The organism is Citrobacter sp. CtB7.12, from assembly GCF_001297795.1.
Taxonomy (GTDB): domain Bacteria; phylum Pseudomonadota; class Gammaproteobacteria; order Enterobacterales; family Enterobacteriaceae; genus Citrobacter_A; species Citrobacter_A amalonaticus.
Genome location: NZ_LIFT01000002.1, coordinates 273010 through 285641, shown reverse-complemented (window position 1 = coordinate 285641; position 12632 = coordinate 273010). Strand labels below are relative to the sequence as shown.

The 12632-nt window shown below is 53.4% G+C and carries 9 protein-coding genes and 1 pseudogene; 7 read left to right on the top strand and 3 right to left on the bottom strand.

Translation table 11 applies throughout. The features are described 5' to 3' along the window. Positions 1-3: 3 nt before the first annotated feature. A pseudogene (fes, locus tag AOY24_RS02870) lies at positions 4-1215 on the bottom strand (enterochelin esterase); the annotation flags it as partial. A 234-nt stretch (positions 1216-1449) separates the two neighbouring features. Between fes and AOY24_RS02865 the strand changes: the two are divergent. Continuing rightward, the gene (locus AOY24_RS02865; RefSeq protein WP_054176113.1) at positions 1450-3723 is read left to right on the top strand and encodes a TonB-dependent siderophore receptor; all 2274 of its coding nucleotides are present in this window, start codon (positions 1450-1452) and stop codon (positions 3721-3723) included. A gap of 51 nt (positions 3724-3774) precedes the next feature. Beyond that, a complete protein-coding gene (gene entD / locus AOY24_RS02860) occupies positions 3775-4398 on the top strand; it encodes an enterobactin synthase subunit EntD (protein ID WP_044266430.1) in 624 nt (207 codons plus the stop codon). A 3-nt stretch (positions 4399-4401) separates the two neighbouring features. Here entD and AOY24_RS02855 read toward each other — a convergent pair whose 3' ends face one another. Both AOY24_RS02855 and AOY24_RS02850 read right to left on the bottom strand, forming a co-directional pair. Continuing rightward, complete coding sequence (locus AOY24_RS02855; protein WP_044266432.1) at positions 4402-5337, bottom strand: transketolase family protein; 936 nt, start codon at positions 5335-5337, stop codon at positions 4402-4404. Beyond that, positions 5330-6160: a transketolase gene (locus tag AOY24_RS02850; RefSeq protein WP_043001471.1), complete on the bottom strand. Its 831-nt coding sequence runs from the start codon at positions 6158-6160 to the stop codon at positions 5330-5332. The genes AOY24_RS02855 and AOY24_RS02850 overlap by 8 nt, the downstream gene beginning before the upstream one ends. A 361-nt stretch (positions 6161-6521) precedes the next feature. On the opposite strand from AOY24_RS02850, the gene AOY24_RS02845 reads away from it, so the two are divergent. From AOY24_RS02845 to AOY24_RS02825, 5 genes are all read left to right on the top strand, one after another. Continuing rightward, positions 6522-7472 carry a sugar-binding transcriptional regulator gene (locus AOY24_RS02845; protein ID WP_043001472.1) on the top strand — a complete coding sequence of 317 codons (951 nt, stop codon included), beginning with the start codon at positions 6522-6524 and terminating at the stop codon, positions 7470-7472. 350 nt (positions 7473-7822) lie between these two features. Beyond that, a complete protein-coding gene (locus AOY24_RS02840; protein ID WP_044256649.1) occupies positions 7823-9343 on the top strand; it encodes a glycerol kinase GlpK in 1521 nt (506 codons plus the stop codon). 139 nt (positions 9344-9482) lie between these two features. Next, complete coding sequence (locus AOY24_RS02835) at positions 9483-10418, top strand: D-ribose ABC transporter substrate-binding protein (RefSeq protein ID WP_043001474.1); 936 nt, start codon at positions 9483-9485, stop codon at positions 10416-10418. 43 nt (positions 10419-10461) lie between these two features. Beyond that, on the top strand, positions 10462-11082 hold the full coding sequence (locus tag AOY24_RS02830; RefSeq protein WP_054176112.1) for a DUF2291 family protein: 621 nt from the start codon (positions 10462-10464) through the stop codon (positions 11080-11082). Between the two features lies 1 nt (position 11083). Next, positions 11084-12628, top strand: a complete 1545-nt coding sequence (locus AOY24_RS02825; RefSeq protein ID WP_044256653.1) for a sugar ABC transporter ATP-binding protein — start codon at positions 11084-11086, stop codon at positions 12626-12628. The last annotated feature ends 4 nt before the right edge of the window (positions 12629-12632 follow it).

Genomic DNA, 12632 nt, shown 5'->3' with positions numbered 1-12632 from the left:
CGCTCAGAGCAGCGGCGTCCAGAGGTCGATCAACCCCTGCGTCAGTCCGCCACGCCAGCAAAGCGCATCATGTCCGCCGTCAACCTGACGCCAGAAAACCGACTGCTGTGTCGTCTGTAGTTGTGTGTAGAGCGCCTGATTCGCGCGCAAGATAACCGGCTCGCGGACTCCCGCCTCGAGAACAATCCGTAGTCCCTTCGCGGACAGCGTGCCGGCGCGGAGTTGCTCAATAATCAGCCCGTTCTGTTGACCGCCACGATGGGGCCACCAGTAAGAACCGGACTGGCTGAGCACGCAGCCAAAGCGTTCCGGCCAGTGCAACCCGGCAAACAGCGATGACAACCCGCCAAAACTTTGCCCTGCAACGATCGTGCGCTCAGGACGATCGCTGAAGGGTGCGGCGCGCCGGACCTGCGGTAATAACTCGTGTTGAACCGCCAGCCAGAAATCCGCGTTGCAGGGAAGTTCACGGCTGCGATGTGTGGTATCGATGGCATCAATAAGCAGATACACCGCCGGTGGAAGTTGCCCCCGCTGAGTGAGTGAAGTGAGCGCAGGCCAGACGGGCATGCTCTGCGCCCAGAATTGCCCGTCGAGGAGAACCGCCAGGGGGCGTTCATCCGGCTGCGCATCACCGGTCGTAAAGACCCATACCCGACGCGTATTACCCAGACGCGCGCTATTCCATTGCAGAACCACCGGCGACGACACTGGCGTTTGTGGGGAGTCCCAGCCCGGTTGCGCAGGGGCGTGCGGCATCTCAAGCGCAGATACGGCGTGCCCTCGTCCCCCTTTCCAGCTCAACGGATTAAGTGGATCGGCAATCGCCTGTGGCAACAGTTGCCGCCAGCCTTCGCGCAACGCCGCGCGATCCAACACGCCATCAGTCTTCAACGAGGCAAATGACTCCTCCTGCGTTGAGGGAATAAAGCAGTAGCTGCCGCGCCAGTTAGCGCTTAACACGGTCTGCCACTGCCAGACATCCGTTCCGGCAATACGCTGCATCGTCTGAGGAAAGACATTCTGGTGATGATCGGTAACGCCCGTGATGTATACCCAGACTCGCTGAATGGCTGAGTGAAATTCACTCCCCTGCGGATCGCGCCACCAGAAGGTCACCCGGTAATTTCCGTCTGCTTCACGCGTCCATTGCGGACCGTTTTTTGACTGCCACCAGGCCTCGCTGCCTACCGTTAACGCCGTCACCGTCATAACCTCATGTTTATTGTGATTTTTTTCATTGTTTTATGAAATATATTGATAATATTATTGATAACTATTTGCATTTGCAATAGCGTATTGACGCGCCGTGGGAAGCGCGAACAGTTTTTAACCAACCGCGCTGCGGGCTTTTCTGGAACGGAGGGTTTTCGCAGAGGCGGGCGACATCGGGCCGGATACCGATCTCAGGTGTCTGGTACACGTGGCTAAAGAAAAGCAGGAAAGACAATGAACAAGAAGATTCATTCCCTGGCCTTATTGGTCAACTTAGGGATTTACGGGGTAGCGCTGCCCGCAATGGCAGAAGAAACCGCTGATAGCACCGCCGTCTCTCATGAAGATACTATTGTGGTTACCGCCGCCCAGCAGAACTTGCAGGCGCCTGGCGTGTCGACTATCACCGCAGATGAAATTCGCAAAAACCCTCCCGCTCGCGACGTCTCTGAAATCATTCGTACCATGCCAGGCGTTAACCTGACCGGTAACTCGACAAGCGGCCAGCGCGGCAATAACCGTCAGATTGATATTCGTGGGATGGGTCCAGAAAACACCCTAATCCTGATTGACGGTAAACCGGTGACCAGCCGTAACTCCGTACGCCTTGGCTGGCGCGGTGAACGCGATACCCGTGGCGATACGTCCTGGGTGCCGCCGGAGATGATCGAACGCATTGAAGTCCTGCGCGGGCCTGCGGCTGCACGTTACGGTAATGGTGCCGCCGGCGGCGTAGTAAATATCATCACCAAAAAAGGCAGCAACGAGTGGCACGGCTCCTGGAATACTTATTTCAACGCACCGGAACACAAAGAGGAAGGCGCAACCAAACGCACTAACTTTACCCTCAACGGTCCGCTGGGCGGGGATTTCAGCTTCCGCCTGTTCGGTAACCTGGATAAAACGCAGGCCGATGCGCGCAACATCAACCAGGGCCATCAGTCTGAACGTACCGGTACTTATGCCGACACGCTGCCAGCCGGTCGTGAAGGCGTTATCAACAAGGACGTTAACGGTGTGGTGCGTTGGGACTTCGCGCCGATGCAGTCTATTGAACTGGAAGCCGGCTATAGCCGTCAGGGTAACCTGTATGCCGGGGACACGCAGAACACCAATACCAACCAGTTGGTGAAAGATAACTACGGCAAAGAGACTAACCGTCTCTACCGTCAGAACTACTCGCTGACCTGGAACGGCGGTTGGGATAACGGTGTCACCACCACCAACTGGGTGCAATACGAACATACGCGTAACTCCCGTACGCCGGAAGGTCTGGCGGGCGGTACGGAAGGGATCTTCGATCCGAAAGCGTCACAGAAATATGTTGATGCCGACCTGAACGACGTCACGTTGCACAGTGAAATCAGCATGCCGTTCGATTTGCTGGTTAACCAGAACCTGACGCTGGGCACTGAATGGACCCAGCAGCGCATGAAGGATATGCTCTCCAACTCGCAAACCTTTATGGGCGGTGATATTCCAGGCTCCAGCAGCACCGACCGCAGCCCTTATTCAAAAGCGGAAATTTTCTCGCTGTTCGCTGAGAACAACATGGAGCTGACTGACAGCACCATGCTAACGCCGGGCCTGCGTTTCGATCACCACAGCATCGTGGGCGACAACTGGAGCCCATCGCTGAACCTGTCACAGGGTCTGGGCGATGACTTCACCCTGAAGATGGGCATTGCGCGGGCGTATAAAGCGCCAAGCCTGTATCAGACCAACCCGAACTACATTTTGTACAGTAAAGGCCAGGGCTGCTATGCCACGGGTGCCGCGACCGGTATCGGCTGTTACATGATGGGTAACGACGATCTGAAAGCAGAAACCAGCATCAACAAAGAGATTGGCCTTGAGTTCAAACATGATGGCTGGCTGGCAGGGGTGACCTGGTTCCGCAACGATTATCGCAACAAGATCGAAGCCGGTACGGTACCGATGAGCCGTACGTCTATCACCAACAAAGGCAAAACCACCTACACCGATATCTATCAGTGGGAGAACGTACCTAAAGCGGTCGTGGAAGGGCTGGAAGGGACGCTGAACGTACCGGTTAGCAACACCGTTAACTGGACCAACAACATCACTTACATGCTGCAGAGTAAAAACAAAGAGACAGGTGAACGCCTGTCGATAATTCCGGAGTACACGCTGAACTCAACGCTGAGCTGGCAGGTACATCAGGATGTTTCTCTGCAATCCACCTTTACCTGGTACGGCAAACAGGAGCCGAAGAAATACGATTACCAGGGTAAACCGGTCACCGGTTCAGATAAACAGTCTGTCAGCCCCTACAGCATTGTGGGTCTGAGCGCGACCTGGGACGTGACCAAAAATGTCAGCCTGACCGGCGGCGTGGATAACGTCTTCGACAAACGTCTGTGGCGTGAAGGGAACGCGCAAACGGTGAGTGATACGAAAACGGGCGCCTACATGGCAGGCGCTGGCGCGCACACCTATAACGAACCGGGTCGTACGTGGTACATGAGCGTTAACACCCACTTCTGATGCCCACTCCCCTCCTCCGTGCGGAGGAGGGGTTTCGGTTTTAATGACACGATGCAGACAACGCACTCCTCTCTCATTCTGGCTCACCACACCTTGCATGGTGTGGCGTTTGAACCAGACACCTTCCACGAACACGATCTGCTGTGGCTGCCTCATCATGCGCAACTGGCACGTGCCGGACGTAAACGTAAAGCCGAACACCTGGCCGGTCGTATTGCCGCCGTTCAGGCGCTACGTGAGTGGGGTCATAAAAACGTGCCGGGAATGGGTGAACAACGACAACCGTTATGGCCGGAAGGTCTGTCTGGCAGCATCAGCCACTGCGCCACTACCGCGCTGGCGGTGGTTTCCCACCAGCCAGTGGGAGTTGATATAGAAGCGATATTCACAGCGCAAACGGCGGCTGAGCTGGCAGGTAGTATCGTCACAGAAGCAGAAAAAGTTCGGCTGGCAGGGAGCGGATTACCCTTTGAACAGGCGCTCACGCTGGCATTTTCCGCCAAAGAGAGCGCCTTTAAGGCAACCCCAAAACGCTCGCAGGCAGGCTGCGGATTCATGCATTATCACATTCTCGACGTTCAGCATGACCAGATGAGGTTACAGGCCATCGACCAGATCTGGCATGTGCAGTGGCTCGTAAAAAATAGCCATGTCATTACCGTGGCAACGGGTTAACCCTCACAGCATTTCCCGTGCCTGGGCCGCAATCGACTGGGCATCGAAACCGTGGTGCTGGCGCATCCAGTTGCGATCTGCTGCCGCAGCGTATTCACCATCCGGGATCCCTAAGCGCTTCAGAACCGCCCCTGTGCCGCCTTCCGCCAGGACTTCCGCCACCAGGCTTCCCAGTCCACCGTTGATATTATGTTCTTCAACGGTAATCACCGCTTTACAGTCTTTCACTGCTGCTAACAAAGCTTTGGTATCGCACGGACGAATGGACGGTACACTCACCACCGTCGCCTGAATACCGGAGTCGGCTAACAGCGCGGCGGCATCGACAATTTCGTGGACCGTAGAGCCCATCGCCACCAACGCCAACGCGTCGCCTTCACGTAACGTCACCACGGCACCCGGCACAAACTGATAGCTCTCGTCATGCAGTTCCGGGAGCACCTTTCCGTCCATGCGAATATACACCGGCCCCTGATAGCCAATGGCATAGTCGATAATCTGCCGACATTCTCGTGGTGAAGAGGGGGCGAAAATCTGAATATTGCCAAATCCACGCATAATAGCGATGTCGTCGATCGCGTGGTGCGTACTCGCCAGCGGACCATAGCTGGCCCCCGCGTTCAGACCAAACAGCTTCACGTTGGTATTGTTGTAGCAAACGTCAACTTTGATTTGCTCATTAGCGCGAGAAATCAGGAAAGGTGCCGCGTTACAGGTGACCGCAACCTTGCCGCCGAGCGCAAGCCCTGCCGCTGTCCCGACCATACTTTGTTCGGCAATCCCCACGTTGACCAGTCTGTCCGGGAACTGCTTAATGAAGGGGCCAATTTTCGCGGTGGAGGTTGAGTCAGCCACAACCGGCACCAGATCAACACCCTTTTCCACCGCATCGATAAACGCCTGAACCATGACGTTCGCGAGATGTTCTGCATTACTCATCTTTCAACTCCTCCAGCGCCAGTTCAATCTCTTCGCCTTTCGGCACCCGGTGGTGCCACTCTGGACGCCCCTGGATAAACGAAATACCCGCGCCTTTTATGGTATTGGCAATCACCACATTAGGTTTCCCTTCCTGTTTCAGTCCTTCCAGCGTACTGACGACCGACGCCATATCATTTCCCTGACATTCGGTTACCTGCATACCGAAGGCACGCCATTTATCCGCGAGCGGATCGGTATTCATGATTTCACGCGTGGGTCCGGCCAACTGGAGATTATTCTTGTCATTAATGATCACCAGGTTATCGAGTCCATAATGCGCAGCCGCGAGCGCAGCCTCCCAGTTGCTGCCTTCCGCCAGTTCACCATCGCCGGTAATTAAAAAGATACGGCGTGCACTGTTGCTTTTCTTCGCGGCCAGCGCCAGTCCCACCGCAACAGGCAAACCGTGGCCCAGCGCGCCGGTGTTCAGTTCAATACCCGGCGTTTTCTGCCGTACCGGGTGGCCCGGAAGATGAGAGTTGGCGTGCTGGTAGGTGCTCAGCCAGTCAACAGGGAAAAAACCGGCCTCAGCCAGAACACAGTAGTAGCAACCTACCGCGTGACCTTTGGACTGGATGTAAATGTCCCGTTCCGCATCGTCGATACGATCCGGCGCGACATTCAAAATTCGGAAATAGAGCGCGGTGAGCAATTCAACCTGGGAGAGGTCCGCACCGGTATGCCCTCCTGCAGGGCTGTAGGCGTTTAATTTGACGATGTGACGGCGCACCGCTCGCGCAGTGCGCTCAAGAGTCTGGATATCATAGTGCCAGGGATTCATTTAACACCTCTGAATTTATTTTCAATATGGAATATTTATTCCACCAGGGACTAAAAAAACTAGAAATCCCTTTGCTTCGCATCACACGGCTTACGCCACGGCATCTTACTCAGGAACATTCTGCCTCCTCACCGCGACCACATTGACGTCGGGAACAATCAGTTGACCTGAAATCACCATGAATATATATTCACAAATGATTCTTTATTCAATTATGCAACCACATTCTCGTATTTGTCCATCCCTGTTTTTGAGGATTGACTAAAGTTAGAGCTTTATCACACTTACCTGCCTTTTGTTTTCGCGTATGATAAAAGTCTCTAAGATAATGGCTGTACGTAAATGATTTTCGGGGAAATATATGGCTAAGCAGGACGAACAACGGCTATTGGTTAAAATCGCCACCCTTTACTATCTTGAAGGACGCAAACAGTCCGATATTGCTCAACTTCTCTCGCTTTCTCAGTCGTTTATCTCCCGAGCCATCACCCGCTGTCAGAAAGAAGGGGTGGTAAAAATCAGCGTCGTACAGCCCTCAAATATCTTTCTGAACCTTGAGAAAGGGATCGAAGATCGTTACGGACTCAAACAGGCAATCGTGGTGGATACCGAAGACGATGCTACGGACCACAGCATCAAACGCGCCATTGGTTCCGCCGCCGCCCACTATCTTGAAACCCGCCTGCGGCCCAAAGATCTGGTGGGCGTCTCCTCATGGAGTTCAACCATCCGGGCGATGGTTGACGAAGTGCATACTCAGAATCTGAAAGCGGGTGGCGTGATCCAACTCCTCGGCGGCGTCGGGCCAAACGGCAATGTGCAGGCGACTATTTTAACCCAGACGCTGGCGCAACATCTTAACTGCGAGGCCTGGCTGCTCCCTTCACAAAGTATTGAGGGATCGGTTGAGGAGAAAAATAGACTGATCGCCAGCAAGGATGTCGCCGAGGTGATCTCGCGTTTCGATAATGTCGATATCGCCATTGTGGGGGTGGGAATTCTGGAACCATCCCAGTTGCTTAAGACGTCGGGTAACTACTACCACGAAGATATGCTCCAGGTATTGGCCGATCGCGGTGCCGTGGGAGATATCTGCCTGCACTACTACGACAAAAACGGTGAGCCGGTCTTACAGGATGATGAAGATCCGGTCATTGGCATGGCGCTCGAGAAAGTCAAAAAATGCCCCAACGTCGTGGCGCTGGCGGGGGGAACGGACAAAGTTGCCGCCATCAAAGGGGCGCTTAACGGCGGTTATATCGACGTGTTGATCACGGATTATCCTACCGCGCGCATGCTAGTCACAGCCTGAACTCTCTTCCTCTTCGGTCTTTGCGTAAAACGGACTCAACGCAAAGACCGTGTAAAAATCCCTATATTTCAATAAACTGAAAGGATTCACCTCTGCGTTAATTTCGTACAAACCTGATATTCTTCCCGTTGTGTAAGTGTGATTCCCAGCACAATTGATGATTTTTTCTATAGCCCAACTGAAAGATTCTGGCTAAGGTATTAAATAAATAGTCAGCATCGAATATATATTCAAGACATTAAAAATACACGATGTCACAAACAAGCCTGATTAAGTAAAGACGCGACAGCAAGGGAGTCCCTCTTCCCTTCAACGCCGGGACGCAATGTGACTCAGGAGATAATCAATCTATGTGTGCAGCAACGAAAGAGTTCATCATTGCGCTGGATGAAGGGACTACCAACGCGAAAGCCATAGCACTGGACGCACAGGGTCAGGTGGTCGCCAAATTTTCTCAACCGCTGGCCATTCAGACGCCGCGTGAAGGTTGGGTTGAGCAATCCGGCGAGGTATTGATTGATGCATCACTCGATGTGATTGCGAAAGCGATCAATCATGTTGGCGCCGATAACGTCGCGGCTCTGGCAATCAGTAATCAGCGTGAAACCGCCATTGGCTGGTATCGCCAGACGGGCAAACCGCTGAATTCCGCCATCACCTGGCAGTGCACGCGCAGTGCGGCGTACTGTGAAGAACTACGCCACGCCGACAAAGAACACCTGATTAAAACAACGACTGGCCTGCCGATTGCACCGCTTTTTTCCGCCTCTAAAATGCGCTGGCTGCTGGAGTCGGTAGCCGATGGCTCACGGCTCGCGGCCCAGGGAAAAATCTGTCTGGGGACCATCGACAGTTGGCTGCTGTGGAATTTAACCGGCGGCGAGGCTTTCTGCTGCGACTACTCTAACGCGGCCCGCACCCAGTTGCTCAATCTGCACACCGGGCAGTGGGATGACACCATGCTGGAACTGTTCCACATCCCCCGCGCCGCCTTACCGGAAATTAAACCCTCCAGTGGATTATTTGGCTATACCCGCGGCCTGAACGGTATTGCGGATGGTATCCCGGTGATGTCGATGGTTGGTGACTCGCACGCCGCGCTGTTTGGCCACGCCCTCGGCGAGATGGGGTGTGTCAAAGCCACTTACGGCACCGGGTCCTCCGTGATGGCACCGGTGACCTCAGCCCAGTGCGATAGTGGCGCGCTGGCGACCACCATTGCCTGGCACGATGGTGAGAAGATTATTTACGGCCTGGAAGGCAACATTCCACACACGGGCGATGCGGTGGCGTGGATGGCTGATAGTACCGGGCTGAGCGAACTGTCTGACGCCGAACTGGCTCATGAACTGAATACGCTTCCCGCTTCCGTTGAGTCCACCCTGGGCGTGTACTTCGTCCCGGCATTAACCGGGCTCGGCGCCCCCTGGTGGGATGACAGCGCGCGCGGCGTGATCTGCGGGCTGAGTCGCGGCGTTAAGCGTGCCCATCTGATCCGCGCCGCCCTGGAGTCGATTACCTATCAAATCGCCGATGTCGTGGTCGCCATGCAACAGCATGAGGACTTTAGCGTGTCGGCACTGATGGTCGACGGCGGCCCGACAAAGAATGACTGGTTAATGCAATACCAGGCAGACCTGCTGGGCTGTCCGGTGATGCGCAGCGATGTGCCTGAGTTGTCGGCTATTGGCGCCGCGTTACTGGCACGCAAAGCGCTCCATCCCGGCTCGCTCACTGATTTAAAAGCCTTTTTAACCGTACACAGCGCATTTCAGCCCGACATGGCTCGCCATCATCGCCTGCAAAAAAGATGGCAGGAGTGGCGCAATGCGGTGAACAGAACACGATGGAAACCGGCCCCGTCCGCCTGACGCCTCACCAGGGAAGATGCGTGACACCCCTATTCATTAACAGAAGGAGAACCCCGGACCATTAGCCCTGTTTTACAAGAATTCATGCTTTACGTTGTTTCACCGTACCCGACAATAACAACACAGAGAGAACATTGTCATGAAATTACGTTTAACGCTGTTAACCGCTGCAACCCTGACTGCTTTGTCTTTTTCTGCCCATGCGGCAGAAAAAGGGACAATTATGATTATGGTGAATTCACTGGATAATCCGTATTACGCGTCAGAAGCCAAAGGCGCCAGTGAAAAAGCCCAGGAGTTAGGCTACAAAACCACCATTTTGTCGCACAGTGAAGATGTCAAAAAACAGAATGAATTGATTGATACCGCTATCGGCAAAAAAGTTCAGGGCATCATTCTGGATAATGCGGATTCAACGGCCAGCGTCGCCGCCATTGAAAAAGCGAAGAAAGCCGGTATTCCCGTCATATTAATCAACCGCGAAATTCCCGTAGATGATGTGGCGCTGGTGCAAATTACCCATAATAACTTCCAGGCAGGTTCTGAAGTTGCCAACGTTTTTGTTGAGAAAATGGGGGAAAAAGGGAAATACGCCGAGCTGACTTGTAACCTCGCCGATAATAACTGCGTTACCCGTTCTAAATCTTTCCACCAGGTGATTGACCAGTTCCCGGACATGGTCAGCGTCGCCAGACAAGATGCTAAAGGGACGCTTATCGACGGTAAGCGAATTATGGACAGTATTCTACAAGCCCACCCGGATGTGAAAGGCGTCATCTGCGGTAACGGTCCTGTTGCGCTGGGTGCTATCGCCGCGTTGAAAGCCGCAAACCGCAATGACGTTGTGGTCGTCGGTATCGATGGTAGCAACGATGAACGCGATGCGGTGAAAGCCGGTACCTTACAGGCGACTGTCATGCTGCAGGCACAGGCGATCGCCGCACAGGGCGTGACCGATCTGGATAACTACCTGCAAAAAGGCGTGAAACCAGAGAAACAACGCGTCATGTTCCGCGGCATTCTCATCACCAAAGATAACGCAGATAAAGTACAGGATTTCAATATCAAGTCCTGATCTCGGGTAGTTGCGCCTCTGCGGAGGCGCAGAGGAGAACATTATGTCTAAAAAAGCCTGGCTGGCGCTGGTGGTATTGACCGTGGGCGGATGCCGCATTGTCTCGCAGCAGGAGCTTGCGGATCTGAAATCTCCGCCAAATCCCCATATGGCCAATATAGACCAGACGTGGCAAAACAAAATTGTGCCGCAAATTGTTGGGCAGGCTCGTCCGGTGGCAGATTTAATGGCTGCGTTACAGGCCGAGAAAGACTTCGATAGCGCCTGTAAAAAACTGGGCTATCGTTCTCAGGAAGAGAACCCCTGCATCTTTTACGTAAAGGTTGAAGGCAATATTGGCACGATCGATACCGCTTCCCGGAGTGGAAAAATGACCATCGCGGACAAAAGCGGCAGCAATATTATTGTTCAGATTGGTCCAACATTACGCGGTACGCAATTACGTGATGCTTATAAGGGCGCGACTTACGGCGATTTTAACGACCAGGTGTTATTTGGCGAGTATGGTCGTGCCATTAACGACCAGGCGATAAAAATGATTCAGACGGCCCAACTTAAAACCGGCGAATCGGCGCAAGTGTATGGTGTATTTTCCGCCTGGGATCTTCCTCAGACGATCCCTGATATTACGCCCGTAAAAATTGAACCTGCAGGAGGACAATAACATGCAACAGCAAGATATCGTCACTCCCCAACCCGTCGAATCGGAAGTCATTATCGAAACCCGCAGCCTGTCTCGTGTCTATCCTGGCGTGGTGGCATTAGATAACGTCAATTATCGGGTATATCGGAATAAAGTGAATGTTCTGATCGGAGAAAATGGTGCAGGTAAATCCACCATGATGAAAATGCTTGCTGGTGTCGAAACGCCATCCTCCGGTGAAATTTTTCTGGATGGTACGCCTGTTTCTATGAATTCGACGCATCAGGCTGAAAAATTGGGTATCAGTATTATTTTTCAGGAGTTGAATTTATTCCCGAATATGAATGTCATGGATAATATTTTCATGGCTAACGAGTTTTTTCAGAAAGGGAAAATTAACGAAAAATACCAGTACGCGTTGGCACAAAGCCTTCTAAAGCGACTGGAACTGGATGTTGATCCATACACGCCCTTAGAAGAACTGGGGATCGGCCACCAGCAACTGGTCGAGATTGCCCGCGCGCTCTCAAAAGATACGCGCGTCTTAATCATGGATGAACCCACCTCTGCGCTGAGTCAGTCTGAAGTCAAAATCCTGTTCAACGTGATTGAGCAACTCAAACGACGCGGCGTCACCATTATCTATATTTCCCATCGGCTGGAAGAGCTCATGGAAATTGGCGACTACATCACCATTTTCCGCGACGGTCACTTTATCAGCGAGCGTCCGGTCAGTGATGCCAGCATTCCGTGGATCATCGAACAGATGGTGGGCGATAAGAAAAAACACTTCGATTATCAACCGGCTCCGCAAGGCAATACGGTTCTCGACGTGCGAGGGCTGACCGCGCTTCACTCCAGCGGCGGCTATAAGCTCAATGACGTGTCGTTCAGCCTGAATAAAGGCGAGGTGATTGGGATCTACGGTCTGCTGGGTGCCGGACGCACCGAGTTGTTCAAAGGACTGGTGGGTCTGATGCCCTGCCAGAGCGGTAGCATTCAACTCAACGGTGAGTGTATCGATAAAGCCCACTTTCAGTCTCGACTTAAGAAAGGGCTTGCGCTGGTGCCGGAAGATAGACAGGGCGAAGGCGTCGTTCAGATGATGTCGATTCAATCCAATATGACGCTCTCTGACCTCAGCCTGCAGGGTTTTCGTCGGGCCTGGAAATGGCTGAATCCGCATAAAGAGCAGACCAGCGTGAAGGAGATGATTCAGCAACTTGCCATCAAAGTCAGCGATCCTGCATTGCCCATCACCTCACTCAGCGGTGGAAACCAGCAAAAAGTGGTACTGGGTAAAGCATTGATGACACAGCCGCAGGTAGTGTTCCTCGATGAACCGACCCGCGGCATCGACGTAGGGGCGAAAACCGACGTGTATCACCTTATCGGCAAAATGGCGCAACAGGGGCTGGCAGTGATGTTTTCTTCATCAGAGCTGGACGAAGTGATGGCGCTGGCGGACCGTATTCTGGTGATGGCTGATGGCCGGATCACCGCTGATGTCCCCCGTCATGCAGTCACCCGCGAGAAGTTGATCGCGGCTTCTACACCGCAAGATTAATCAG

Bases quoted from the DNA above. Each gene is read 5' to 3' on its own strand.
- AOY24_RS02865 (WP_054176113.1), top strand. From the start codon at position 1,450: ATGAACAAGAAGATTCATTCCCTGGCCTTATTGGTCAACTTAGGGATT.
- entD (WP_044266430.1), top strand. From the start codon at position 3,775: ATGCAGACAACGCACTCCTCTCTCATTCTGGCTCACCACACCTTGCAT.
- AOY24_RS02855 (WP_044266432.1), bottom strand. From the start codon at position 5,337: ATGAGTAATGCAGAACATCTCGCGAACGTCATGGTTCAGGCGTTTATC.
- AOY24_RS02850 (WP_043001471.1), bottom strand. From the start codon at position 6,160: ATGAATCCCTGGCACTATGATATCCAGACTCTTGAGCGCACTGCGCGA.
- AOY24_RS02845 (WP_043001472.1), top strand. From the start codon at position 6,522: ATGGCTAAGCAGGACGAACAACGGCTATTGGTTAAAATCGCCACCCTT.
- AOY24_RS02840 (WP_044256649.1), top strand. From the start codon at position 7,823: ATGTGTGCAGCAACGAAAGAGTTCATCATTGCGCTGGATGAAGGGACT.
- AOY24_RS02835 (WP_043001474.1), top strand. From the start codon at position 9,483: ATGAAATTACGTTTAACGCTGTTAACCGCTGCAACCCTGACTGCTTTG.
- AOY24_RS02830 (WP_054176112.1), top strand. From the start codon at position 10,462: ATGTCTAAAAAAGCCTGGCTGGCGCTGGTGGTATTGACCGTGGGCGGA.
- AOY24_RS02825 (WP_044256653.1), top strand. From the start codon at position 11,084: ATGCAACAGCAAGATATCGTCACTCCCCAACCCGTCGAATCGGAAGTC.